Raw genomic sequence first — 24,743 nt, 5'->3', positions numbered from 1 at the left:
TCGCTTGCCGTCCTATGGTGCCGCAAGGGCCTCTTCGAGAACTTGCGTTTTCGCGGATATGTGAGTTGGGTCCGTTGCGGGAGACCAAGTTTGACCCAGCGAACCCGCGTCAGTACCCTCAAACAGTCGCCCGAAAGTCGGCGATACGGCTGCGACCCGGACAACGCTCGGGGACCGCGCCGGCCAGCAGCAAGACCCACCTCCGGCCGCCTCGCGGACGAATGCGGCCGGATGGTTCGAAGACGAGGAGAACGCCGTGGCCAAGGGCAAGCGGACCTTCCAGCCGAATAACCGGCGCCGAGCCCGCGTGCATGGCTTCCGCTTGCGGATGCGCACCCGCGCCGGGCGATCGATCGTCTCCAGCCGGCGCCGCAAAGGCCGCCGCGCGTTGACTGCCTGATCGCAACGTCGGGTTTTTCAGCGGTGCTTCCCGCACGCAACCGCATGAGGCGGTCAACGGAGTTTGACGCCGCGGTGAAGAACGGGGTGCGTGCGGCGCAGCCGGACGTCGTCGTGCATATGCGACGCGATCCGGGAGACGACAACGGTCCTCGAGTCGGCCTCATCATTGCCAAGACCGTCGGGTCGGCGGTGGAGCGCCATCGCGTGGCCCGCCGGCTGCGTCACGTCGCGCGAACGATGTTGGGGGATCTCCAGCCATCCGACCGGGTGGTGATCCGGGCGTTGCCGAGCAGTCGCCAGGTGTCATCCGCGCGACTGGAGCAACAGTTGCGGCGCGGGTTGCGGCGCGCCTTCGAGTCGGCGGGAACCGACCGATGAACCGGGTGGCGCGGGGATTGATCTTTTTGATCCAGCTGTACCGGCACATGGTCTCACCGCTGCGCCCGGCGACATGTCGCTTCATGCCGACCTGTAGCCAGTACGCCGTCGATGCTCTCACGGAATACGGCTTGATCCGGGGCAGCTGGTTGGCCGCGGCCAGGCTCGCCAAGTGCGGTCCGTGGCATCGGGGAGGATGGGATCCGATACCGGATCGACACGCATGCCGGGCGAGTTTCGAAGGCGCCGGCGCCGCGGGAGACCCCGCGCCGGAGCAACGGGAGAGTGAATCTTTTGTTTGATTTCTTCAGCCTCGACATCATCTACTACCCGGTGTCGTGGATCATGTGGGCTTGGTACAAGTTGTTCGCGGCGTTGCTCGGACCGTCGAACTTCTTCGCCTGGGCCCTGTCGGTGATGTTCCTGGTGTTCAGCTTGCGGGCCCTGCTGTACAAGCCGTTCGTGCGCCAGATCCGCACCACCCGGCAGATGCAGGAGTTGCAGCCGCAGATCAAGGCGCTGCAGAAGAAATACTCCAAGGACCGCCAGCGGATGGCGCTCGAAATGCAGAAGCTGCAGCGCGAGCACGGCTTCAATCCGGTCCTCGGCTGCCTGCCGATGCTCGCCCAGGTCCCGGTGTTCCTCGGCCTGTATCACGTCTTGCGGTCGTTCAACCGCACCACCGGAGGCTTCGGCCAGCCGCATCTGTCGGTGGCCCAGAACCGGGCGACGGGCAACTATGTCTTCAGCCCGGCCGACGTGGCGCACTTCCTGGACGCCAACCTGTTCGGTGCGCCGATCGGCGCGTTCATGACGCAACACGCCGGGTTGGACGCCTTCACCCACTTCAGCCGTCCCGCGGTGATCGCGGTGGGCGCTCCGGTGATGATCCTGGCGGGCATCGCGACCTACTTCAACAGCCGCGCCTCGGTGGCGCGCCAGAGTCCCGAGGCCGCCGCCAACCCGCAGACCGCGATGATGAACAAGTTGGCGCTGTACGTCTTTCCGCTGGGTGTGATCGTCAGCGGGCCGTTCCTGCCGCTCGCGATCATCATGTACTGGGTCTCGAACAACATCTGGACGTTCGGTCAGCAGCACTACGTGTTCGGCATGATCGAAAAAGAGGACGAGGCCAAGAGGCAGGAAGTCGTCCAGCGGCGGGCGGCCAACGCGCCCGCGCCGGGGGCGAAACCGAAGCGCAACCCCAAGGCCTCAGCCGGCGGTAACGGCTCCGCGGCGCGGAACGACGACGGCGCGGATGCCGACTCCGACGGATCCACCGAAGCGGCAGCGGACACGGTGGAACCGGACAAGCCGGGCACGGCGGCACGCAACGACGGGCCAACCAATCGGACCCCGAGACCCGGGGCGCGACCGAAGAAGCGGAAACGCTGACGCGACGCCACAGCTTAAGGGGACCCCGGGCGAGCGACCCGACTGGACGGGAACCCCTGGATGAGGGAGAGAAAACGAGATGACAGACGCCGAAACGACCGAACGCGACGTTGACGCAGAGCTCGACACGCAAGCGCCGGCCCCGGAGGGCGAGGCGGCAGCCGAAGGTGATGCCGACCAAGGCGACGACCTGGAGGACCGACTGGTTGCCGAGGGGGAGATCGCCGGTGACTATCTCGAGGAGCTGCTGGACCTCCTGGACTTCGACGGCGACATCGATCTGGACGTGGAGGGTGACCGCGCCGTCGTCAGCATCGACGGCAGCAGCGACCTGAACAAGTTGGTCGGCCGCGGTGGAGAGGTGCTGGACGCGCTGCAGGAGCTGACCCGGTTGGCGGTGCACCAGAAGACGGGTGTGCGGAGCCGGTTGATGCTCGACATCGCGAGCTGGCGGCGCCGGCGCCGCGAGGAGCTTGCGGCGTTGGGCGACAAGGTGGCGCGGCGGGTGCTCGACAGCGGCGAGCGCGAGGAGCTGTCTCCGATGACGCCGTTCGAACGCAAGATCGTTCACGACGCGGTCGCTGCGGTGCCCGGGGTGCACAGCGAGAGCGAGGGCCAGGAGCCTTCGCGCCGTGTTGTCGTTCTGGTCGACTAAGGCGCCAAGTAACAGCCGTGTAATTCAGAGACGACCCGGACGGCCCAGGGGATCGAGGATGTTTCACGTGAAACAAGGAGACGACATGTTTCACGTGAAACATGACGAGGGGGTGGCCGGGGGAGCGTACGCGGCAGATCCCGGATCGCTGGGCGGGGCCGCCACGGCGGTCTTCGGTCCGCGCGCCGATATCGCGCGAGGGTACGCCGAACTGCTCGCAGGCCCGGCGGTGGAGCGCGGGCTCCTCGGGCCGCGGGAGGTCGGCCGCCTGTGGGAGCGCCACCTATTGAATAGTGCGGTGGTCGGCGAGCTCATCGAGTCGGGCGAACGGGTGATCGACATCGGCAGCGGCGCCGGCCTGCCTGGGATACCGCTCGCGATCGCGAGGCCCGATCTCGAGGTCGTGCTCCTGGAGCCGATGCTGCGGCGGAGCGAGTTTCTCATCGAGGCGGTGACCGAACTAGGGTTGGCGGCCGAGGTGGTCCGCGGCCGCGCGGAGGAGCCTTGGGTGCGCGAGCAGTTCGGGGCCCGGGACGTCGCGGTGTCGCGAGCGGTGGCACCGCTGGACAAGTTGACGAAGTGGAGCATGCCGTTGCTACGGCTCGACGGGCGGATGGTCGCCATCAAGGGGGAGCGCGCTCCCGAGGAAGTGGAAGCCCACCGGCGTGTGATGGCGGCGGCGGGCGCCCTTGATGTCAGGGTGGTCACATGTGGCGGGAACTATTTGCATCCGCCGTCAACCGTGGTGTTAGCGCGACACGGAAAGCCGTCGCGCAAAAAGCCGGGACGTATGGGAGACAGGGGGACACCGTGAGTTCTCCGACCGGTTGGTCCGGCGGGCCGCCGCCGGCTCCGAGTGTGGCTGAACCCGCGCCGGAGGCGGGAGATGTTTCACGTGAAACATCGGCCGAGTACGACACCCCGATCGGCGCCGCCGCCGAGCGCGCGATGCGGGTCCTCCACACGGCCTACCCGCCGCTGCGCCGCCCGGCCCACCGGCGGCTGTTCACCGTCGCCAACCAGAAGGGCGGCGTCGGCAAGACGACGACCGCCGTCAACCTCGCCGCCGCGCTGGCCGTGCAGGGGCTCAAGACACTCGTGATCGACCTCGATCCCCAGGGCAACGCGAGCACGGCCCTGGGCATCCACGACCGGCAGGCAGGCACGCCGTCGTCGTACGAAGTGCTGATCGGCGAGGTCTCGCTGCGGGAGGCGTTACGGCCGAGCCCCCACAGCTCGCGGCTGTTCTGCGTACCGGCGACCATCGACCTGGCCGGCGCCGAGATCGAGTTGGTCAGCATGGTCGCGCGTGAGAACCGCTTGCGCACCGCCCTGGCCGAGCTCGACGAGTTTGACTTCGATTACGTCTTCATCGACTGCCCGCCGTCGCTCGGGCTGCTGACGATCAACGCGCTGGTGGCCGCGCCCGAGGTGATGATCCCGATCCAGTGCGAGTACTACGCGCTGGAGGGCGTGTCACAGCTGATGCGCAATATCGAGATGGTGAAGGCGCACCTCAATCCCCAGCTGGACGTGACGACCGTCATTCTGACGATGTACGACGGACGGACCAAGCTGGCCGACCAGGTGGCCGAAGAGGTACGCCGATACTTCGGAACCAAGGTGCTGCGCACGGTGATTCCGCGCAGCGTCAAGGTTTCGGAGGCACCCGGCTACAGCATGACGATCATCGATTACGACCCCGGCTCCCGGGGAGCGATGAGCTACCTCGACGCGAGTCGCGAACTCGCCGAACGTGACTGAACAAGATGCCTGCACCATCCGTGAAGGGACGACCATGACGCAGCCATTACGCAAAAAGGGCGGCCTCGGCCGGGGCCTGGCTTCGCTGATCCCCACCGGTCCGGCGGAGGGCGACTCCGGGCCGGCCACGCTGGGTCCCCGGATGGGCGACGCGGCCGCCGACGTGCTGATCGGCGGACCGGCTCAGGACGCCGCGTCCGTGGGTGCGGTCTACCGCGAGATCGCGCCGGCCGATATCGAGCGCAACCCGCGCCAGCCGCGCCAGGTGTTCGACGAGGAGGCGCTGTCCGAGCTGGTGCACTCCATTCGCGAGTTCGGGCTGCTGCAGCCGATCGTCGTGCGGGCGGTAAGCGGAACCCCGGGCGGCGCGCGGTACCAAATCGTCATGGGGGAGCGGCGGTGGCGCGCCGCCCAGGAAGCGGGCCTGGCCACCATCCCGGCCATCGTGCGCGAAACCGGCGACGACGACCTGCTGCGCGACGCCTTGCTCGAAAACATCCATCGGGTCCAGCTGAACCCCCTGGAGGAGGCGGCGGCCTACCAGCAGCTGCTCGACGAATTCGGCGTCACCCACGACGAGCTGGCGTCGCGCATCGGGCGGTCGCGGCCGCTGATCACCAATATGATCCGATTGCTCAAGCTCCCGATCCCGGTGCAGCGGCGGGTCGCCGCGGGCGTCCTGTCCGCGGGCCACGCCCGCGCGTTGCTGTCCCTCGAGGGCGGCCCGGAGGCGCAGGAGGAGTTGGCCAGCCGGATCGTCGCGGAGGGCCTGTCGGTGCGGGCCACCGAGGAGGCCGTCACCCTGGCCAACCGCGGCGACGCGACCACCCCGGCGCCCCAACGCCGCAAGCCGATTCAGATGCCCGGCCTGCAGGACGTTGCTGATCGGCTGTCCAACACCTTCGACACCCGGGTGACGGTCAGCCTGGGTAAACGGAAGGGGCGGATTGTGGTCGAGTTCGGCTCGGTGGAGGATCTCCAGCGGATCGTCGACGTGATGACCCCGCCCAAGGCGTGACCGCCCACCCGGTGTAATTACGTCACTGTGACGCCCAGCGGGTTTCGATGCCCAAAAGAGACCCAAATGAGCCGTCCCCGACACCGCCGACAAGCAGAGTTCCGATGCGCCCCAACGCCTTTCGCCATTCCGCCGGCCGTACCGTACTGCGTGGCAACGTTCGCCCGCCCGCCTCAAGTGGCGCAGCAAACACTGGTCCGATGACGACAAACTCTCCTATCCTGGAGAGGTTGCTGGCGACCCCAAAATATGGCGGCCGCAGTACCGGACGGAAGCCAGGAGGCTAGTGCCTGCTCGAATCACGCCACTGCGGCTCGAGGCTTTCGAGCAGCTTCCCAAGCACGCGCGCCGCTGCGTGTTCTGGGAGGTCGATCCCGCCACCCTGGGTAACCAGGACCACCTCGCCGACCCCGAATTCGAAAAAGAGGCCTGGCTGTCGATGGTGATGCTGGAATGGGGCTCGTGCGGTCAGGTCGCGACGGCGATTCCCGACGAGCGCAGCCACGCCGAACCGCCGTGCCTGGGGTACGTTCTCTACGCGCCGCCCCGCGCGGTGCCGCGGGCGCAGCGCTTCCCCACCGCGCCGGTCTCCGCCGACGCCGTGCTGCTGACGTCGATGAACATCGAGCCGGGGCAGGCCGCGGACGATCTGCCGCACGGGCTCATCGCCCGCGTCATCGATGAGCTGGTGCGGCGCGGCGTGCGAGCGCTGGAGGCGTTCGGCCGCACCCCGGCGGCCTCCGAGTTGCAGGATCCGCGAACCGTGGACCCCGATGTGCGGCCGGTTCTCGAGGCCCTGGGCGACTGCTCGGTGGAGCACTGCATCATCGACGCGGAGTTCCTGAAGGACGTGGGATTCGTTGTGGTAGCGCCGCATCCGTATTTCCCGCGGCTGCGGCTGGAGTTGGACAAGGGCCTGGGCTGGAAGGCCGAAGTCGAGGCGGCGCTGGAGCGCCTGCTGTCGAGTGCGCAGCTACAGGAACCCGTCGGGGCGGGCTCGGCCAGCGCGTCAAATACGTTGCAGACCAACGGGAGCGGTTAAGAACCGCCCAGCCGGGAAGCCCGCTCCACCGACAACTCGTGAGCCAGCAGCTCGGCGAAGGTGAAGGTGCCGGTGGGCCGGTCGTTCTTGCCGAGCAGGTAGAGCCGCTTGACCGCGGCGAGGATGCCCTCGGCGATCGCGTCTCGGGTCTGCGTCGAGATCAGCATCGCCTGGTCACGCGGGTTGGTGATGTAGCCGACGTCGACCTGAACGGTGGGCATCCGGGTCAGTCGCAGCAGGTCCCACGTCCGGCCATGCGTGCGGCAATCCCGTAACCCGGTGCGAGCCACCACTTCTCGCTGGATGAAGTCGGCGAGATTGCGGCCGATGGTCGAGACCGAACCGTGCGCGTTGCCGAAGTGAAAGGAGGCCACGCCGTTGGCCGACGGGCTGCGCTGGGATTCGCAACGCAGGCTGATCATCAGGTCCGCGCCGACGTTGTTCGCCGTGGCGGCCCGTTCGGGGTCCGAAGGGCTGCGATTGGTCGGCCGGGACAAGAAGGTCTCCATGCCGATGGCGGTCATCCGGCCCTCAAGTCGGCTCGCCAAGTCCCACAACACATCTGCTTCGCTGACGGGTCCGGTCGGCCCCTGCATGATCATGCCGTGGTCGGCGCCGCCGCGGCCCGGATCGATGATGATCCGCTTGCCCGAAAGTTTGGGTCCGGACCGGCGGACCAGCTCTTCCTCCCGGATGGCGTGCGGTGAGCCGCCGGTGACGCGCGAGCTCAGAAAGTACAAGGAGCGCAAGGTTTCTGGGCCGCAGATGCCGTCGGCGGCGAGCCCGTACTCACGCTGATACGACATCAACGCGTTGTGCGTCTGCAGGCCGAAGTGGCCGTCGACCAGGCCGGTGTAGAAACCGAGGTCCTGCAGCCGCGCCTGCAGCGTGGCGACGTCGTCGCCATAGAGGGGTGCGCCGAACTGGTGATACAGCGTGCGCGCGCCGAGCCGGTACGAGGCCTCTTTCAACGCGCGGTAGGTGGCCTCGCCGACGATGCCATCCACGAGCAGCCCGCGATTCTGCTGGAAAGCGCGCACCGCCTGGTCGAGTTCGGCGTCAAAGACCTCGAGAGCCACATGCCGGCCGGTCGTCATGTCTTCGTCGGGATTGTCCAGCATTCCCAGCGCGGCCAGCGTAGCCCGGATCTCGGTCACGGCTGCGCCGCGGTCACCACAGCGCAGCGCCTCGCCGTCTTCGCGGCGCGGACTCGACATACCAAGGGCCCTCCGGGACAAGGCTGAACATGGGCAGACAGCTAGCCGTTATTGTCGCAGACGCTTCTCAATTTTCGGAAAACCCCAGGCTGAGCGCGGGGCGCGGCGTGGCGGGGCGGATAACGCCTCAGGTGAGGTTCGGAACCGCGTCGGCGAGCTCGCGCAGCAGTGCCGCCTTGCCCTTGGCGCCGACGATTCGCTTCACCGGTTGGCCGTCCTTGAACAGGATCATCGTGGGTATCGAAACCACCTGGAAGTCGCGGGCGGTCTCGGGGTTGGCGTCCACGTCGAGCTTTGCGACGGTGAGCTGGCCGGCTCGCTCGCTGGCGATTTCCTCGAGAACCGGCGCGACCATCTTGCACGGTCCGCACCACGTCGCCCAGAAGTCAACCAGCACAGGCTTATTGCTCGACAGCACCTCGGTGGAAAAAGATGCGTCGGAGACTTCTATTGTGGCGTGGGCTTTTTCGGCGTCGGTCATCGTGGTGCTCCAATCAATGTGTCGGTTCCCTCGGCGTTTGTCTCGTGCTCGGCCAGCCAACGCTCGGCGTCGATGGCCGCCGCGCAGCCGCTACCGGCCGCGGTGATGGCCTGCCGGTAGGTGCGGTCCACCAGGTCGCCGGCGGCGAACACGCCCTCCAGCGAGGTGCTCGTGGTGCGTCCCTGCACCAGTACGTACCCGTCGGGATCGACCTCGAGGACGTCACGCACCAGGCCCGAACGCGGCTCGTGACCGATGGCCACGAAGACGCCGGTGACGGGGAGCGTGGACTCGGCGCCGGTTACGTTGTCGCGCAAGCGGAGTCCGGTCACCGTCGCGTCGCCTTCGACGGATAGCACGGCGGCGTTGGTGACGAACTTGATCTTTTCGTTGTTGCGGGCGCGGTCGAGCATGATCTTGGACGCCCGGAACTCGTCGCGCCGGTGCACCAGCGTCACGCTGCTGGCGAACCGGGTCAGGAAGAGGGCTTCTTCCATCGCCGAGTCGCCGCCACCGATGACCGCGATGTGCTGGTCGCGGAAGAAGAAGCCGTCGCAGGTGGCGCACGAACTCACCCCACGGCCGAGCAATTCCTGTTCGCCGGGCACTTGCAGGTAGCGCGCCGCGGCGCCCATGGCCAGGATGACGGCCCGGGCCTGATACGTTTCGCCGTCGGCGGTGACAACGGACTTGACCGGCCCCGTCAACGAGACCGACTCGACGTCTTCCATCCGCAGGTCCGCCCCGAAGCGCAGCGCCTGCTCGCGCATCTCGTCCATCAGCTCCGGGCCGGTGATGCCGTCGCGAAAGCCCGGGTAGTTCTCCACCTCGGTGGTGGTCATCAGCGCGCCGCCGAACGAGGTGCCCTCGAAAACGAGGGGCTTCAGCTGCGCGCGGGCGGTGTAGAGGGCCGCGGTGTACCCGGCGGGACCGGAACCGATGACGATGACGTCGTGGATGGTGTCGTGAGCAGGGGTAGCGGCAGTCATTCGAGCCTTTCAGGTACGGAAGCTACGTCTACGAACGCCAGCGTAGGCGCGGGTGTTCCCGGGTCGCTGGGCACCAGACTAAGTGTGATGGCGGCGACGCTAAGACCGTGGGACCTGCGTGTTGGCCAGCAACCCGGTGTCGGCGGCGCTGCAATTGAGCGCCACCGCGAAGACCGCGAGGTCGTCGGGCGTGTCGCCGGGCAACACCAGCAGCACGCCCGGGCGGGCGTTGATGTCGACCGGGCGCGCGCCGAGCACCCGGGTGGACGCCGGGTAGCCGAGCCCGCTCAGGCACGACGCACGCAGCGAGGGGTCGCCGAGCGGGCCGTAGTCGGGAGATTTCGAGAGCAGACCCAGGATTTCGGCCTGCGACAGCGGGATGGCCGCCGGCGGCGTCGACACCGTGATGTGCTGCGCGGTCGCCGGGGTGCTGGGCGCGGGCTCGGGCGCGTTGAGCAGCGCCGCGGTGCCGACCCCGATGGCCGCGAGCGCCGCCCCCACGCCGGCCACGCCGGCGGCGAGCCGGGCGGGGCGAATGTGCGGCCGCGACGAGTGGGCGACACCGACGCGGTCATGGCTTCCGTTCGGCGTCAGCGCCGCCGAGATCCGGGCGGTGACTTCCGGCGGCACGTCGGGCGCCGATGCCGCGTCGGCACCGAGCGCGGCCACGTCGCAGCGCACCTGATTCAGGGCGTGCAGGATGCTCTGAGCCGCCGGGTCTTCGCGCACCCTTTTGCGCACGCGGGCCGCGGCATCGTCGTCGAGCAGACCGGCCTGCAGGTCGGCCAGCAGCTCGACCGTCAGGGGCGGCTCGGCGGCATCGTCGTCGGCTTCACCCATCCGCCCCAGTGTCCGTCATGCGCTGCCTCACGACCATGGGAGGGGCCAGGTCGGGACCGGCGTTCAGGTAGCCGAGCAACTCGGCGAGCCGGACCCGGGCGCGGGAGCACCGGCTCTTGACGGTGCCCTCCGCGACGCCCAAGAGGGCGGCGGTATCGGCGACCGAGTATCCCTGCATGTCGACGGCCACCACCGCCGCCCGTTGCTCGACCGGCAGCCGCATCAGGGCCCGGTGCACCACGATGGCCGTCTCGACCTGGGCCGTGCGATCGGCGACGGGATAGACGTCGTCCAGCGGCGCGGTCGGGTGCGCCTTGGTGCGGCGCAGCCGGTCCAGGCAGGCGTTGACGACGATGCGGTGCAGCCAGCTGCCGACCGCCGCATCGTGCCGGAACGAACCCGCGCCGCGGTGCGCCGAGAGCATCGCGTCCTGCAGCGCGTCTTCGGCGTCCTCGCGCGTGCGGGTGGTCAGCCGCGCCAGGCGGTGCAGTTGGCGTTGGTGGCGGTGGAATAACTCGCTGAAGGCGCCGCGGTCGCCGGCGACGTGGGCGGCCAGCAGCTCGGCGTCCGTGCGTTCGCTGCGGCTCTCACCCCTTGATTCCCCGTCCCCGAGACCCACGGCCGGACAGTAACCAATCGGGGGTCGCGCGGCACTTCACCAAAGCGAGATCTTGTGAGCGTCGTCAGGAGGCGGCCTGAACCGTGATTTCCGAAAAGCCGGCCTGGCTCTTGCCGTCGGTGGTTCCCAGCGTGGAGATCCATATCAGCAGGTTCGAGGTCGCCGCGCCGGCCCGGACCGGGATGACGTTATGACCGGGCTTGAGCATGAAGGCCGGAGCCAGCACGGTGGTGGCGTCGAGCTTCGATGGCGACGCCGTGGATGACGCGCGGATCTCGACCTTGGTGCCGGTGCTGGGCGTGTCGATGGTGACCTGGCCGACCACGGTGGGCTTCGGCAACTGCAGTATCAGCCCTTCGCCCTGCTTGAAGCTGGGGAACGGGACGGCGTCGGTATAGACCTCTGTCGCCCACGCGGTGGTGGGGTCGCCATCGATCGCCTGCCCGGCCGTGCCGGGATTGTCGGCGTCGCCGTCGGGGGAGAAGACGGTCGCCTTCGTGGGTTTGACGACGCTGCCCGCGGCGGCCGAACTGGGGGCCGAGGACGACACCGACGACGACGGGCCGTTCAAACCCAGCTCGTCTTTGTTGAGGCCCCCGACGTTGCCGAAGATCTTGCTGACCACCGAGGCCAGGACCAGCAGGGCGACCACGATGACGGCGAGGGCGGCGCCGACGCCGATCAGCACGTTGCGGCGCCGGCGTACGAAAGTCGCATACTCGCTGCCGGTGGACGTCCGGGTGATCGGCGGTGGCGGCGAATCGTCGATCGGTCCGAGCACTTCGGTGCGGTCGGCCACCGCGGTGGCCTGCTGGAGCAGGTTCAAAAGTGTTGAAGCGCTGCGTATTCCGCCGTCCTCCTGAACCGCGCGGACGGCAACCGCGGAAATCTGGAAGGGGATGTCACGGTCGATGACCATGGGTTCGACGGGATTGCCCGCCGAGTCCCGCTCCGCCGGCGCCAGCCCGCTTCGCACCCCGGACTCCGGCAGGGGCCACCGGTTGACCAGAAGGGCATAGAGTGCGGCGCCGATGCCGCGGATGTCGCCTTGCGGGTTGGCGTCGGGCATGGTCGCGGGGTAGGCCAGCACGACGTCGCCGTCGATGCTGACGCGCACCCGGTTGGGGTGGTCGATGGACAGGGCGACGCCGGCGCGGTGGGCCGCGTCGGCGGCGGCGGCCAGCGACTGCATGGCCCGGACGGCGCCGATGGGCGATGGCGAGGTGTCGGCCACCTCCTGCAGCGAACCGCCGCGGATCCACTCGGACACGACCAGGCCGCCGGCCCCGCTGTGCACCACGTCCAGCACCCGGGCGATGCCGGGCTTGTCGATCCGGCTCAGCCGCAGGGTGCGCGACAGGATGTCTTGCAGCACCTCGTCGGGCAGCGCGCCGTCCGGATCGACGAAGGTCAGCGCCACCTGCCTGTCCAGTGCGGTGTCCAGCGCCTGCCAGAACTGCAGGGGCGGCGCGCCGCCGTGGAAGACCAGCAGCCGGTACCGGCCGTTAGAGATGCGGGCGCCGGGAACCAGGTGGACATCCTCCGGCCCGGATTCGCCGACCCGGTCGCGGGGCGGGTCGAACGGTGCTGCGGCACGGTGCTTTTCGGTCGAGAGATCGCCGTTCAGCCGGTCGGCGGGGCGCGGGGCGGACCGCGGCTCGGGCTCGCGCGGAATGTCGGGCTGAAAATCGTCGGCGGCCGGCCTTGCTCGGTCCGGGGGCTTGTCGGCACCCGACCCCAAGCCGGATCCAGCGCTGGATGCGCTCTCCACTGGGCGGTCGGTCACCTCCGGTCCTTTCGCTCCACGGGTGTTGGCGACCCGCTCCGGAGGCCTGCGCCGGATCGGCTCCTGGACCGCTTTGACCCCCGGCGGGGACGAATTCCTCTGCTCAGGGTACGTGACCGGACCCTGCCGAGACGATCCCTCTGGTGCAGCCGGTTTGCGGGCCGGCGGCTGCGCGATCCGGTTGCCGCCGAGGCCCGGAATTCGGCGCCGGACGACGGCCAGCGCGGCGTCGGCCTCGGGCACGTGGGCGCGGACCAGGACGGTCGCCAGGATTGGCAGCATGATGATCGCCAGCACCAGCAACCGCAGCAGCGAACCGGCGCCGCCGTGCGCGGTGAGCCGGGCCAACCCCAGCAGCCGATCGGCCACGTGCGCGACCAAACCGCCCAGCATCGACGCGACGATCGTCACCAGGATCGTGCGCACCTCACGCACGGCGATCAGGTGCCCGCCGCCCGGCAGCAGCGCGCGGCGCAACAGGTAGTAACCGACGATGGCGCCGGCCAGGAAGCCGACGCCGTTGGCCAGGCCGAGGAACCCGGCCACCAGCTTCGGGTCGCCGGTGAGGTGGGGGGCCAGCACCGAGCCGGCGATCTTGACCGCGGTGATGACGAGGATGATCACGATCGGCATCCAGGGCTGTTCGCGGGCGTAGAAGACGCGCAGCTGCAGCAGCACCAGCCCGTACGGGATCAGGGTGAACGCCGACAACGCGATCGCCGCACCCAGGTAGCCGGCGTCGACCCCGCCGAAGTGCCCGTAGGCGAACAGCGCGCTGCCGATCGCGGGCCCGCCGACGGTCATGAACGCCACGATCGGGATCAGGGTGATCAGCGTCAGCCGGGTGGCCAGCGACAGGTCGGCGAGCACGGCCTTGGTGTCGTCGGCCGCGGCGTTGCGGCTCAGCCGCGGCATCACCACGGTCAGCACCGTCACGCCGATCATGCCGAACGGCAGCTGCAGCACCAGCCAGGTGTAGTTGTAGATCGCCGGACCCGAGGCCGCCGCGGTGCTGGCGATCTGGTTGCCGATCACCAGACCGAGCTGGCTGATCAGCACGTAGAGCACCATCGCCGCGGCCATCGTGCCGAATCGCTTGAGGCGCTCGTCGATGCCCCACAGCGGGCGCAGGCTCACCCGCTGGCGCTTCAGCGCCACCAGCAGCACGCCGGTCTGCGCGAACACGCCCAGGGTGGTGCCGGTGCCGAGCACCAGCAGCTTGGCGTTGCCCATCCGGACGGGGTCGACGGAGAGCTCGCCGGGCACGGCCAGATATACGCCCAGGGTGGCCAGCGCGACGACGTTGTTGACGACCGGCGCCCACGCCGTCGGGCCGAACACGTTGCGGGTGTTCAGGATCGCCATGAACACCGAGGTCAGCCCGTACGCCAGCACCTGCGGCAGCAGCAGGTAGGCGAACGCGGTGGTCAGCGGCTCGTTGACCTGCGGGGAGCGGCCCAGCATCAGCCGCACCAGCAGCGGGGCGGCCAGCACCGACAGCGCCGTGGCGAGCACCAGCAGCGCGGTCGTCAGCGTGACCAGGCGCCGCACGAACGCCGCGCCGCCGTCGGGGTCGCTTTGCTCGGCGCGGGCCAGCACCGGCACGAAGATCGCGGTGAACGTCGCCTCCAGCACGAGCGCCGCGACCAGGTTCGGCAGCTGGTTGGCCACCGAGAAGGCGCTGGACAGCGCGGCGCCCAGGATGGCGGCCAGCACGACGATCCGCGCGAACCCGGTGAGACGGCTGATCAGCGTGGCGAACGCCATCGCCCACGACCGCGAGACCAGGGCGGCGTCGGACAGTTCGGGGCGGCGCCGCGACAGCTCCGGCACCGGCGGCAGCGGACCCGTCGGCGGGCCCGGGCGGATCCGGCGCGCCGAGGGCGGCACGCGGTGCGGCTGCCGCGGTGCCTGGGACTGCGCGTGTCGAGGGGCGGGGCTCATACTCTGTGCTGCTGATCGACGCGATCGTCGATCTCGTCGCGCAGGTCGGCGGGGCCAGCGTGGGGTGGATCCGGACGGTCGAGGTCGGCGCGGTCGGGTTGGCCGCGGAACCGGTGCCACAGCCGGCGTCCGGCCAGCAGCACCAGCACCGCCGCGGCGGACAGCGTGATGGCGAACAGCACCTTGCCGTAGGCGTTGGAGTGGACCGACAACCGCACCGGGTCGCCCAGCCGCATGCCGTCCGGGGTGCGCAGCGTCACGTCGACCGCGACGCGCTGGGTGAAGTTCACTTCGATCGGCACCCGCAGCGGCAGGTATCCGGGCGGCAGTTCGATCTGTCCGACGTCGCTCACCCGCATCCCGGGCGGGGCGTCGACCTGCAGCCGCACCCGGATCGGAACGGCCAGGCCGTTGTGCAGCGCCAGCGGCAGCGGGCTGTGCTCGGTGGCCAGGGTGTAGGAGCCGCCGGGGTTCACGATCGTCACGGCGCCGAACAGGTCGTTGATCGTCTTGCCGACCACCGCCAGGCGCTCCTGGGCCAGCCCGTTGCGGGTGTCCGGCGGTTCGGCCTGGCTCAGCGCGCGCAGCATGTCCTCGCGCAGCGGCGCGGTGTACTGGACGCCGGTCAGCCCGGTGCGCTCGTCGGTGGTCAGCGCGGAGGTCAGGCCCCACAGCCGGCCGACCTGGCCCGCGATAATGCCGGTCACGTCGTCGCTGATGCGGCCGCGACCGGGCCCGTCGAGGCCCGCCTGCGGCGCCGGCTCGGTGCGGGCCTTTCCGGGCTGGTTGGCCTCCGCGATGACCGCCGGCAGCGGTCGGGGCACCGCCAGACCGGACCGGATGGTGGTGGCCAGCGCGGTGAGGATGACCTGCGCGTCGTCGGCCTGCAGGCTCCACATCGCCGGCGGCACCAGGAGCTGGGTGCGCGGCGCGGCGTCATGCTGCAGGGCGTGCCAGAAGATGGAGCCCAGCGCGTCCTGGCGCCGGGCGGTGTCCGAGTCGTGCGACAGCCGCACGGCCAGCGAGGAGTCCAGGTAGGTGGGGACGACGGGGCTGTTGCCGGCGCCGGCCAGCGCGGCCCCCACGGCCGGGTCGAACGGCGCGACCACCACCTGCGGCGAGAGCCGCCTGGGCGCGGTGTCGACGGCGTCGCTGGTCTGTTCCTGGGCGGAGAGGTCGCCGGCGGCGATCGCGACCGTGCTGTCGTTGGCGCTGAGCAGGCTGACCGCGCGGCTCGTCAGCGGGCCGTCGGGCAGCAGCGTGGCCCCGCGGGTCGACGGCACGTCGAGGATGCGGTCGACGATGCCCCCGACGTCGGTGGTGGCGGTCGCGCTCAGCCCGGGGTCGTTGACGCGCTGCAGGGCGTCCAGGTCGGCTTGCGCGTAGGGCAGCGGCGCCACGCAGGTGTGGTGGGCCAGCGTGCGCAGCCGGTTCAACCACTCGGTCGCGGCGGCCTGCCCGGTGCCGGGATGCGTCGGGGTGCCCGGTAGCTGAGCGGGGCCGTCGGGCGAATTGGACACCACATAGCCGCCGGTCATCGCGTTGACGGTGACGAGCAGGTCGGGGTCCACGGCCAGGCACAGCGCATGGCTGACGGCGCCGTCGGGGTCGACGTCGTGGCTGGTGGCGACCTCGGCCGCGGAGAGCAGGATGTCGAGCCGGCCGCCGGTGGCCAGCGAGGTGGCCAGGTCGTCGTCCACCAACCGGACCGGGATGGTGCCGCCCGGGACGCCGGGGGACAGGCGCGGCTTGTCGGCCAGCGGCCACAGCATGGTGATCCACACGGGTTTGGAGGTGTCGGGCGCGACGGCGGAGCCGACGTCGTCGGCCTGATCGGGGGGCACGCCGACCACGGGCAGCAGGAACCGCGCGTTGTCGAGGCGGGCGGGGGCGCCGTAGTCGGGGGTGCCGTTGACGTTGACCAGGACGGGGTAGATCGCGGGCTTGTCCATCCCCAGCGACGGCTTGGTCGTCGAGCGCAGCGGGGCCGACAGCGTGAAGCCGGCCTGCTGCCCGCGCTGCAGTTCGGGCGCGACGGTGAGGAAGTCGGCGGCGGGCTGGTACTGGTCGGTGTTGCCGTCCAGCGAGGTGCGCAGCGCCGCCGAGTCCGCGACGGCCGGCGCGTGCTCGAGGCGGACCATGACGTCGCGGACGGGGCGGTCACCGATGTTGGTGACCATGCCGCTGACGGTGACGACGGGCGGGCTCGTCGTGGTGACGACGTCGGGCGTCACCTGGTCGATGCGGACCCGGACGAACGGCGTGTCCCCGGGCTCACCCGCGGCGGCGCGCGGGGCGGGCCCGACGAGGGCCGCGGAACCGGCCACGATGGCAACCACTGCGGCGAGGCGCAACAGGCCGGCCCAGCAGAGTCGCGGCGGCGTCACGGCCCGGGCCCGTGACCGTTCTTCCGGCCCGCGACGCGCTTGTCCGAATGCCGGGTGCGCGAATGCGTCTGCGGGCGCCGCCGGGGCGTGCTGGGCGGCAGCGACGGCAGCGCGTCGACGCCGTCGTTTTGCAGCGTGTCGATCAGCTCGTCGGCGACCTGGGCCAGCCGGCGCTCGTCGGCGTAGGCCAGCCGCGACGGCAGTTCGTGGATCGGCACCCAGGCCACCTCGGCCACCTCGAGGTCCTCGTCGGACAGCTCGCCGCCCGAGAAGCGCATCAAATAATGATGCACCGTCTTGTGCACGCGGCGGCCGTCGGTGACGAACCAGTAGTCGATGCGGCCCAGCGCGGCCAGCACGCTGCCGCGGATCCCGGTCTCCTCGGCGACCTCACGGATGGCGGTCTGTTCGGCGGTCTCACCGACCTCGATGTGTCCCTTGGGCAGCGACCACAGCATGCGTCCACGCCGGTCGACGCGACCGATCAGCGCGGCGACCTGCTCGTCGCGCGGGCCGTCGATGCCGTCGATGACCAGGCCCCCGGCGGACGTTTCGTGGACCGTCTTGAGTCGCTCCGGCCCCCGGCGGGGCGGGCGGGGTCGCCGCGGTTTGGTCGCTGGGGCGTCGCCGTTGGCGGGGGTGTCGGTGGTGGGGTTCTCGGCCGCGCCGCCGCCACGACGCCGGCGCCGCCCCCGGCGTCGACGTGGTCTGGCTTGTTCGGCGTCGGACACCCAAGCGATAGTAGCTGGCGGGGGTCGTCCTTCAGGACATACTCGCCGCTCGGCCGCCGTGCGGCGGCGGCGTCGGTGGCGGGCGCGTCACCCGACTACGCTGATCGAACGTGCCTGACGCCGATGCCGAGCTGCTGACCGCCGCCGCGGTCGCCCTGAACAAGCACGCCCCCGTGCTGCGCGAGGTCGGCTCCCTGTTCGACGCCGCCGGCCACGAGCTGTACCTCGTCGGCGGTTCGGTGCGCGACGCGCTGCTGGGCAGGCTCAGCCCCGACCTGGACTTCGCCACCGACGCCCGTCCCGAGCAGGTGCAGGAGTTGCTGCGCCGGTGGGCCGACGCGGTGTGGGAGACCGGGATCCGGTTCGGCACCGTCGGCGTCGGCAAGGGCGACTATCGGCTGGAGATCACCACCTTCCGGGCCGACGCCTACGACCAGGTGTCGCGCAAACCCGAGGTGCGGTTCGGCGAGCGCCTCGAGGACGATCTGGCGCGCCGCGATTTCACGGTCAACGCGATGGCCGTGCGCGTCACGCCAGCGGGCCCGGGCGAATTCCTCGATCCGCTGGGCGGTTTGGCGGCGCTGGCGGCACGGGTGCTCGACACCCCGGCGGCGCCGCAGGTGTCCTTCGGCGACGACCCGCTGCGCATGCTGCGCGCCGCGCGGTTCGTGTCCCAGCTCCGCTTCGCCGTCGCCCCGCGGGTGTATCAGGCGATCGAGGAGATGGCCCCGCAGCTGGAGCGGATCAGCGCCGAGCGGGTGGCCGCCGAACTGGACAAGATGCTGCTGGGCGACGACCCGGTGGCCGGCATCGACCTGCTGGTCGAGACCGGGATGGGGGAGGTGGTGCTGCCCGAGGTCGGCGGCATGCGGATGGCCATCGACGAACACCACCAGCACAAGGACGTCTACCAGCATTCGCTGACGGTGCTGCGCCAGGCGATCGCGCTGGAGGACGACGGGCCCGATCTGGTGCTGCGCTGGGCCGCCCTGCTGCACGACATCGGCAAGCCCGCGACCCGGCGGCACGAGGCCAACGGCGGGGTGAGCTTTCACCACCACGAGGTGGTCGGCGCCAAGATGGTCCGCAAGCGGCTGCGGGCGCTGAAGTACTCCAAGCAGATGGTCGACGACGTCTCGCAGCTGGTGTTCCTGCATCTGCGGTTCCACGGCTACGGCGACGGCAAATGGACCGATTCGGCGGTGCGCCGCTACGTCACCGACGCGGGGCCGCTGCTGCCCCGGTTGCACAAGCTGGTACGCGCCGACTGCACGACGCGCAACAAGCGCCGGGCCGCGCGGCTGCAGGCCAACTACGACCGGCTGGAGGAGCGCATCGCCGAACTGGCCGCGCAGGAGGACCTGGCGCGGGTGCGCCCCGATCTGGACGGCAACGCGATCATGGAGCTGCTCGGGATCCCGGCCGGCCCGCAGGTCGGGGAGGCGTGGCGGTATCTGAAGGAGCTGCGGCTGGAGCGCGGGCCGCTGACGACTGAGGAGGCCACCGCCGAGCTGCTGTCGTGGTGGCAATCGCGCGGGAACGCCTAGCATCGGTCGCGCGTCCGAGTAGGCATGGACTACTGCATCGCCAATGATGATGGCGCCGCGGCCATCTGGCACGGCCAGCCCAACCTCGACCTGGACGGGGACGGCCGGCTCGACGCCATCGGCCTGGATCTCGACGGTGATGGGATGCAGGACGACGCGCTGGCCGATTTTGATGGCGACGGCATGGCCGACCACGCCGCCCTCGATGTCGACAACGACGGCACGCCGGAGGCGTGGTTTACCGACGAGGGATCGGGGACGTGGGGAGTGGCGGTCGACCGCGGTGGGCAGCTGCGGTGGTTCGGGCTCGACGGTGTCGAGCACACCGGCGGCCCGCTCGTTGACTTCGACGGGCAGGGGCGGGCCGACGACCGGCTGCTCGACTCCGATGGCGATGGAGTGGCCGACCGGGTGCTGTGCGCCGCCGACGGCGGTGTGACGGGGTACGTCGACACCGACGGCGACGGCCACTGGAACGTCAGGCTCACCGACGCCGACGGCGACGGTTTGGCCGACGGGGCCAACAACTTGTGACCGCGCCAGGGACTGAATTGACCGGCGACCGCGGCGTCAATAGCTTTACGACGAGTCAAGAAGGGGGGTAGCGATGTTCGTCGACACGGACTTGCTGCACTCAGGGGCCGACCAGTCTCACCGCGCCGGTTGGCACGCCCAAGAGGGCGCCGACCGGCTGGCGCGGGCGCCCCTCGCGGCGGACATGTTTGGCGGCTTTGCCGCCGCCGAGGCGTTCCATGAGGCGGTGACTGCCGCGCACGGGCAGCACGTCAAAAACCTTCAGGCTCACCAGGAAACGCTGACCGGCGTCGGCCACAACGCGCACTACGCCGCCAACGGTTTTACCAACATGGACGACCGCAACGCTGCACAAGAGCGCGCGGTGCGATGGACCTCCGACACATCAGCCGTCGGGACCTGATCGCGGAAGCCGGCGGCGACCCCTGGGCGCTCAACGCGACCCTGCAGAACGGGCGGCCGGCGCCGATCGCCGCTCTAGCGCAGGCATTTCAGGACGCCGGGCGGTGCACCGCGGAATCCGTCGCGGCCTTCGAGGAAGCACGCCGCCGCTTCGAGGCGTCCTGGCATCGGGCGGACGGCGAGCACCCGATCAACGACCTCGCCGAAGTGCAGCGCACGATGCAATCTCTGGGCGCCCAGTCCCTGCAGCTGCCGAAGATCGGTGCGGACCTGGAAGGGGTCGCCGCCGCGCTGGCCGAGGCGCAGCGCGCGGCCGCGCTGGCCGTTTGGGCGTTGGAGGCGCGGCTGCGGCAGGTCGACGACCTGGTTGGACAGGCGCTGGTTCTCGAGAATGACACCAGCCTCCCGGCGGAGGATCGATCCGCGCTCGATGCACTGATCTGTGCTTTGGAGCAGGAGGCCGTCGACGACACCGCGGCGGCGGTGGGCCGACTGCGGTCCGAACGCAGCGGCTATTCGCGGACCTTGGACAGGTCCCTGACCACGTTGCGTACCGACGGCTACGAGCCGACGTCTCTCTATTCGGTGGATGCTGCGGGCGCGGGGAACCCCGATTCGCCCGTGCGGATCCCGCCGCCGCGATCGAGCGCCGAGGAGGTCGACCGATGGTGGCGCACGCTCAACCCCGACCAGCGAACTCGGTTGGTCGCCGACCATCCGGCAGAACTGGGAAACCTCAACGGAGTTCCGGTGGCGGCGCGAAGCGCTGTCAACCGAGCGGTGATGTGCGATGACCTTCGTCGGGTGGAAGACGCCGCCGCCCGGAACGGCGTGTCCGTGGATGCGGTGGTCGGCGATCCCGGCCGCGTCGGGCTGACTCCGCTCGCGATCGCCCGCTACACCAATGCGTGGCGGACTCGAGAAGGCGTGAACGCGTCGGAGGCCGCCTTGGGCCGGGGGACCCATCCGGGGCTGTTTCTGGTGAAGTATCTGCCCGAGGCGTTCGGCGGCGAAGGCACTGCGGCCATCGCCGTGGGCAATCCCGACACGGCGGCCAATACGGCCGTGCTGGTGAAGGGGGCCGGCACGGGTGTCCGCGAGGGAACGCTCGCCAAGCCCGAGGGCGTGCGGCTGTATGAGGAGTCCGTCCGCGCTGACGGCAGCAAGCCGACTGCGGTGGTGACGTGGGTCGGCTACGACGCCCCCGACAACTGGTACGACGCCGGTCTTCGGGAACCGGACATGGCTCGCACCGGGGCCCGGGCCTTCACCGCCGACATGAACGCTTTGGCCGTCACCCACTCGGGTCCGCCGACACATCTGACCGTCGTCGGCCACTCCTATGGATCCACGGTGGCTGCGGATGCGGCGACCTACGGGATGCACGCCGACGACGTGGTGCTGGTCGGCTCCCCGGGCACGGATCTTGCGCATTCGGCGGCCGACTTCCATCTGGCTCCCGGAGGCCACCTGTATGTGGGTGCGGCCTCGGGCGACGCGGTCACCTGGTTGCCCGGTCGCGTGACGGGACCCGGGCTGATCGGCCTGAGCTTCGGCGGGCTGGGCGACGATCCGGCTGAGGACGGCTACGGTTCCACCCGCTTCAAAGCCGAGGTGCCGGGCAACTCCGCGAATCCGTTCTATGACCACACGCATTACTTCGACGAGGGATCTGAATCGCTGTTCAGCATGGCCGACGTGGTTTCCGGTCACGGCGACGCGCTGCAGCACGACGGCATGACCGCGCGTCACCGCGGCGAGTACGGGGTGGGCGGATGGGCCGACCCGGAAGTAGTGCGGCCCGCGACGACTGGGCATCGCCATGAAGGTGGTCATGGCTAGGCGCCGGCCCGATCTGAAGTGACATCGTTGTGCTGGCGATTAGCCTTGATCAGGTGATGAATCCCCAGCCGCCTCCCGCGGCGCAGTGGACACAATCGGTGCAAACCCAGAGGCCGTCAGCGGGTCGGCTTACCGCTGTCGCGTTGATCGCGATAGGTCTGATTGCGACGGCCGCGCTGGTTGTTGGCATCGTCGCCCTGAGTCGGCCAACTTCGAATGCTGCTGGCAAGAGTTCGACCTCCGCCTCACCGTCCCCGACCTTCACCCCCGACCAAGTCGCGAGCGCTAAAAAGAACCTCTGCGCCGTCTATCAGGTCGCAGCGCGATCAGTAAGCGCAGATACGAATGGCACAGATGTTGCGATCGCGCGAGTCGCGCTGGCTAATGCCGCAGGCATGCTTGACACGGCAGCAGATAATCCGGCCCTAGATCAGGGAGAGCGGGACGCTGCGCGGAGACTTGCTTCTGCTTACCATACCTATGTAGCTGTCGCTAGCGTTTCTGATAAGACGTCTCCGCTTATGCAGAATGCATTAGATGAAGCAAACCACGCAGATACCGCAATGGCAATCCTGTGCCCGTAGGCACACGACTAACCACCCGTCAGATTAATTAAATCTATGACAAACGAATAGGTATATTTCGGACATCATAATTTGCACCACGCGAGAGCCGGGTTAAGGAGGGACGCTCGTGGCGGGGGACGTGCCCGCGGGCAAGTATTCGCTGCCCCTCGTTGGCGCCTGGTGGCCTCAACCTTCGGCAATCCTAAGAACTGCGGCGGCCTATTGGCGAGGACAGCTTCAGCAGCAAGAGCAATACGCGCAGGATCTGCACGGGCAGTGGATGCAACTGGCAGCCCATAACCTAGGGCATACGGTTGACGATCTCGTCTCCCGCTTTCAGCAGGGTGAGAAGTATCACCTGAACCTGGCAGAAAAATATATAGCGAAAGCAGACGCCTTTGACAAGGGCGCGGATGCAATCGATAGCTTGCGCGAGGGACTTCGAGGGATTGCGGACGATTACAATCAGCGAATCGCAAGCATCGAAAACTCAAAGGAGCCGGCGCCAATAAAAGCTGCAGAAATCGAGAAACTCATCGCTGAAGCTAATGGTTTTGCTGCTCACAAGTCTGCCGCAGCAGTCGCGTCGATTTCGGATGCTATGCAAAAGATCCTGACTGCCGAGGGACTGACGATGTCTCCGTCGGAGTTTCTTGCGGGTCAGGGCCTTAGTCCGGCGGGCGGCGGAATGGCGCCCGCGGTGGGTGGCGGGGGTGTCGAAGCGATCAACCACCACACCGGTCACGTTTCCCACGGGGTTCATGAGGGCGGAGTTGGCATGCAGCCCAACCTCGGCTCGCAGCACGGTACGGGAGTAGGAACTGGCGGCATTGGACAGCCCGGCGACGGCACCGGCGCTAGCGGACCGGTGGCGGCCCCGCCCACCGTCGGCAGTGGACATATCACCGGTGCCCCTGGCATAGGTTCGCAATTACCCGCCGGCGGCGGGCTGTCCCCAGCGGCCGGTCTTGCGGGCCTTTCACCGAACCAGCTGGGGAACTCATTCGCACAAGGGATGGTGACTGGTCAGCCGGCAGCAGCGGGTGCCCACAATTTGTCGGAGGGGATCGCCAACGCCGCTTCGTCGTCGTCGGCGCCACCCCAGGCTCCGGTCGCGCCGCCGGTGGCCGCTCCAACCATTGGTGCATCTGGCATGGAATCCGCTGCCGTCGACCACGCCGGGGCGCAGGTGTCCGCCGGCTCCGCTGTACCGCTCGCGCCGACGGGCGGGGCCATGCCGGTCGCCGCGCCCATGCCCGTGTCAGCGCCGATGGCACCGGTAACCGGCGTGGCGGCCGCCCCGGCGGGTCCCCTGCCTGCCTACGGTTCCGACCTGCGTCCCCCCGTCGTTACCCCACCGACGGTGTCGCCGCCGACCGCCCCGGTGTCTGGTGCACCGGTCGCACCGTCGCCGTCAACGTCTCCCTCGGCGGGCAGCCCGATGATGTCGGCCGTCCAACGGGGTGCAGCGGCCGGCCAGGCTGGCGCAAGCGCCGGTTCTCCCGCGGGCGCAGCGGCATTGGCGGCAACAACGGGCGCCGTGGCGGGTGATGTCTCAAGTCGTACGGCTGAACAACAGCGGCTGCAGCGCCTGGTCGACGCGGTAGCCCGGCAGGCCCCCGGCTTGTCGTGGGCCGCCGGCCTGCGGGACGACGGCACCACGCTTCTGGTCAGCAGCATCGGCTGCGGCTGGATCCCGCCGAACGTGAAGATCCCCGTCGGGGTGAATCGGCTGCTGGAACCGGCCCGTCGCCGAGCAGACGCCAGCGTCGTCGATTTGCTGGGCGTGGTCACGGCTGCAGCGGTGCACAAAGCCCACGGGTTCGTCGCGAAGCCAGGGCCCGACGACCCACTCCTTACCGGCGACCGGGTAGCTCGCACGGGCCCAGAAGTGGATGAACTGGGCCCCGCGCTCGTCGAGGCGGTGCGGCGACGCGACGGGTTACCGCGGATCGCCCAGACTCTGGCACAGGCCGCGACCCGGGGAACTGGAGTGACCGAGAACGAAATCGATGTGCTCCAGCGCGAGCAGCACCTCGCCTACCAGAAAGCGCTGGAGGATCCACACGAGTTGTCGGCGGCGGCCGACTGGATGCTGCTCGCGGCTATCGACGCCCTTATTGCAGGCCATGAATCTCTCGCGCACTACCACGTGGCCTGGTACGAAGCGATTTCGGCAAAATCGCGGTGACTACAAATCGCGC

22 protein-coding genes are annotated in these 24,743 nt (G+C 69.3%); 14 read left to right on the top strand and 8 right to left on the bottom strand.

Features of this window, described 5'->3' with window-relative positions:
* Positions 1 to 256 precede the first annotated feature (256 nt).
* The 9 genes from rpmH (at position 257) to A5673_RS23590 (ending at position 6,654) form a co-directional block, all read left to right on the top strand.
* The gene (gene rpmH / locus A5673_RS28690; RefSeq protein ID WP_077100535.1) at positions 257 to 400 is read left to right on the top strand and encodes a 50S ribosomal protein L34; all 144 of its coding nucleotides are present in this window, start codon (positions 257 to 259) and stop codon (positions 398 to 400) included.
* Positions 401 to 423: 23 nt separating this feature from the next.
* Entirely contained in the window at positions 424 to 780 is a 357-nt protein-coding gene (gene rnpA / locus A5673_RS23620) for a ribonuclease P protein component (protein WP_082958919.1), read from the top strand.
* Positions 777 to 1,082 (top strand): membrane protein insertion efficiency factor YidD, encoded by a 306-nt coding sequence (yidD, locus tag A5673_RS28685; protein ID WP_082958918.1) that lies wholly within the window; start codon positions 777 to 779, stop codon positions 1,080 to 1,082. Before rnpA ends, yidD begins: the two co-directional genes overlap by 4 nt.
* Entirely contained in the window at positions 1,066 to 2,175 is a 1,110-nt protein-coding gene (gene yidC / locus A5673_RS23615; RefSeq protein WP_068238273.1) for a membrane protein insertase YidC, read from the top strand. The genes yidD and yidC overlap by 17 nt, the downstream gene beginning before the upstream one ends.
* 79 nt (positions 2,176 to 2,254) lie before the next feature.
* Complete coding sequence (locus A5673_RS23610) at positions 2,255 to 2,830, top strand: R3H domain-containing nucleic acid-binding protein (protein WP_068238269.1); 576 nt, start codon at positions 2,255 to 2,257, stop codon at positions 2,828 to 2,830.
* An 85-nt stretch (positions 2,831 to 2,915) separates the two neighbouring features.
* Entirely contained in the window at positions 2,916 to 3,644 is a 729-nt protein-coding gene (rsmG, locus tag A5673_RS23605; protein WP_068238343.1) for a 16S rRNA (guanine(527)-N(7))-methyltransferase RsmG, read from the top strand.
* Entirely contained in the window at positions 3,539 to 4,594 is a 1,056-nt protein-coding gene (locus A5673_RS23600; RefSeq protein WP_231971437.1) for a ParA family protein, read from the top strand. The genes rsmG and A5673_RS23600 overlap by 106 nt, the downstream gene beginning before the upstream one ends.
* Positions 4,595 to 4,628: 34 nt before the next feature.
* Positions 4,629 to 5,612 carry a ParB/RepB/Spo0J family partition protein gene (locus A5673_RS23595; protein WP_068238267.1) on the top strand — a complete coding sequence of 328 codons (984 nt, stop codon included), beginning with the start codon at positions 4,629 to 4,631 and terminating at the stop codon, positions 5,610 to 5,612.
* 286 nt (positions 5,613 to 5,898) lie between these two features.
* Positions 5,899 to 6,654, top strand: a complete 756-nt coding sequence (locus A5673_RS23590) for an acetyltransferase (RefSeq protein WP_068238263.1) — start codon at positions 5,899 to 5,901, stop codon at positions 6,652 to 6,654.
* Here the strand turns inward: A5673_RS23590 and A5673_RS23585 are convergent.
* The 8 genes from A5673_RS23585 to A5673_RS23550 form a co-directional block, all read right to left on the bottom strand.
* Complete coding sequence (locus A5673_RS23585; protein ID WP_068238259.1) at positions 6,651 to 7,871, bottom strand: N-acetylmuramoyl-L-alanine amidase; 1,221 nt, start codon at positions 7,869 to 7,871, stop codon at positions 6,651 to 6,653. The genes A5673_RS23590 and A5673_RS23585 overlap by 4 nt on opposite strands.
* 127 nt (positions 7,872 to 7,998) lie before the next feature.
* Complete coding sequence (trxA, locus tag A5673_RS23580; RefSeq protein WP_068238256.1) at positions 7,999 to 8,352, bottom strand: thioredoxin; 354 nt, start codon at positions 8,350 to 8,352, stop codon at positions 7,999 to 8,001.
* Positions 8,349 to 9,341 (bottom strand): thioredoxin-disulfide reductase, encoded by a 993-nt coding sequence (gene trxB, locus A5673_RS23575; RefSeq protein WP_068238254.1) that lies wholly within the window; start codon positions 9,339 to 9,341, stop codon positions 8,349 to 8,351. Before trxB ends, trxA begins: the two co-directional genes overlap by 4 nt.
* Before the next feature lie 99 nt (positions 9,342 to 9,440).
* Positions 9,441 to 10,181 carry a hypothetical protein gene (locus tag A5673_RS23570; protein ID WP_068238252.1) on the bottom strand — a complete coding sequence of 247 codons (741 nt, stop codon included), beginning with the start codon at positions 10,179 to 10,181 and terminating at the stop codon, positions 9,441 to 9,443.
* On the bottom strand, positions 10,174 to 10,800 hold the full coding sequence (gene sigM, locus A5673_RS23565) for an RNA polymerase sigma factor SigM (RefSeq protein WP_068238250.1): 627 nt from the start codon (positions 10,798 to 10,800) through the stop codon (positions 10,174 to 10,176). The genes A5673_RS23570 and sigM overlap by 8 nt, the downstream gene beginning before the upstream one ends.
* A gap of 64 nt (positions 10,801 to 10,864) precedes the next feature.
* A complete protein-coding gene (locus A5673_RS23560; protein ID WP_082958916.1) occupies positions 10,865 to 14,530 on the bottom strand; it encodes a murein biosynthesis integral membrane protein MurJ in 3,666 nt (1,221 codons plus the stop codon).
* Complete coding sequence (locus tag A5673_RS23555; protein WP_068238246.1) at positions 14,527 to 16,917, bottom strand: hypothetical protein; 2,391 nt, start codon at positions 16,915 to 16,917, stop codon at positions 14,527 to 14,529. Before A5673_RS23555 ends, A5673_RS23560 begins: the two co-directional genes overlap by 4 nt.
* Positions 16,914 to 17,648 carry an NUDIX hydrolase gene (locus tag A5673_RS23550; RefSeq protein WP_068238243.1) on the bottom strand — a complete coding sequence of 245 codons (735 nt, stop codon included), beginning with the start codon at positions 17,646 to 17,648 and terminating at the stop codon, positions 16,914 to 16,916. The genes A5673_RS23555 and A5673_RS23550 overlap by 4 nt, the downstream gene beginning before the upstream one ends.
* 110 nt (positions 17,649 to 17,758) lie before the next feature.
* Between A5673_RS23550 and A5673_RS23545 the strand changes: the two genes are divergently transcribed.
* The 5 genes from A5673_RS23545 (at position 17,759) to A5673_RS29300 (ending at position 24,730) form a co-directional block, all read left to right on the top strand.
* A complete protein-coding gene (locus A5673_RS23545; RefSeq protein WP_068238240.1) occupies positions 17,759 to 19,195 on the top strand; it encodes a CCA tRNA nucleotidyltransferase in 1,437 nt (478 codons plus the stop codon).
* Between the two features lie 24 nt (positions 19,196 to 19,219).
* On the top strand, positions 19,220 to 19,729 hold the full coding sequence (locus A5673_RS23540) for a pullulanase (RefSeq protein ID WP_068238238.1): 510 nt from the start codon (positions 19,220 to 19,222) through the stop codon (positions 19,727 to 19,729).
* A gap of 73 nt (positions 19,730 to 19,802) precedes the next feature.
* Positions 19,803 to 20,132, top strand: coding sequence for a DUF2563 family protein (locus A5673_RS23535; RefSeq protein ID WP_068238236.1), 330 nt, complete (start codon positions 19,803 to 19,805; stop codon positions 20,130 to 20,132).
* Positions 20,099 to 21,973: an alpha/beta hydrolase gene (locus A5673_RS23530; protein ID WP_068238234.1), complete on the top strand. Its 1,875-nt coding sequence runs from the start codon at positions 20,099 to 20,101 to the stop codon at positions 21,971 to 21,973. The genes A5673_RS23535 and A5673_RS23530 overlap by 34 nt, the downstream gene beginning before the upstream one ends.
* Positions 21,974 to 22,666: 693 nt before the next feature.
* Positions 22,667 to 24,730 (top strand): DUF5632 domain-containing protein, encoded by a 2,064-nt coding sequence (locus A5673_RS29300; protein ID WP_156748545.1) that lies wholly within the window; start codon positions 22,667 to 22,669, stop codon positions 24,728 to 24,730.
* Positions 24,731 to 24,743 lie beyond the last annotated feature (13 nt).

The sequence above is a fragment of the Mycobacterium sp. E3198 genome, from assembly GCF_001667015.1.
Lineage (GTDB): Bacteria > Actinomycetota > Actinomycetes > Mycobacteriales > Mycobacteriaceae > Mycobacterium.
The sequence above is the reverse complement of the archived record's forward strand: the minus strand, read 5'-3'. Positions and strand labels throughout refer to the sequence as shown.

Bases quoted from the DNA above. Each gene is read 5' to 3' on its own strand.
- yidD (WP_082958918.1), top strand. From the start codon at position 777: ATGAACCGGGTGGCGCGGGGATTGATCTTTTTGATCCAGCTGTACCGG.
- A5673_RS23610 (WP_068238269.1), top strand. From the start codon at position 2,255: ATGACAGACGCCGAAACGACCGAACGCGACGTTGACGCAGAGCTCGAC.
- rsmG (WP_068238343.1), top strand. From the start codon at position 2,916: ATGTTTCACGTGAAACATGACGAGGGGGTGGCCGGGGGAGCGTACGCG.
- A5673_RS23600 (WP_231971437.1), top strand. From the start codon at position 3,539: ATGTGGCGGGAACTATTTGCATCCGCCGTCAACCGTGGTGTTAGCGCG.
- A5673_RS23595 (WP_068238267.1), top strand. From the start codon at position 4,629: ATGACGCAGCCATTACGCAAAAAGGGCGGCCTCGGCCGGGGCCTGGCT.
- A5673_RS23585 (WP_068238259.1), bottom strand. From the start codon at position 7,871: ATGTCGAGTCCGCGCCGCGAAGACGGCGAGGCGCTGCGCTGTGGTGAC.
- trxA (WP_068238256.1), bottom strand. From the start codon at position 8,352: ATGACCGACGCCGAAAAAGCCCACGCCACAATAGAAGTCTCCGACGCA.
- trxB (WP_068238254.1), bottom strand. From the start codon at position 9,341: ATGACTGCCGCTACCCCTGCTCACGACACCATCCACGACGTCATCGTC.
- A5673_RS23570 (WP_068238252.1), bottom strand. From the start codon at position 10,181: ATGGGTGAAGCCGACGACGATGCCGCCGAGCCGCCCCTGACGGTCGAG.
- A5673_RS23560 (WP_082958916.1), bottom strand. From the start codon at position 14,530: ATGAGCCCCGCCCCTCGACACGCGCAGTCCCAGGCACCGCGGCAGCCG.
- A5673_RS23540 (WP_068238238.1), top strand. From the start codon at position 19,220: ATGGACTACTGCATCGCCAATGATGATGGCGCCGCGGCCATCTGGCAC.
- A5673_RS23535 (WP_068238236.1), top strand. From the start codon at position 19,803: ATGTTCGTCGACACGGACTTGCTGCACTCAGGGGCCGACCAGTCTCAC.
- A5673_RS23530 (WP_068238234.1), top strand. From the start codon at position 20,099: ATGGACCTCCGACACATCAGCCGTCGGGACCTGATCGCGGAAGCCGGC.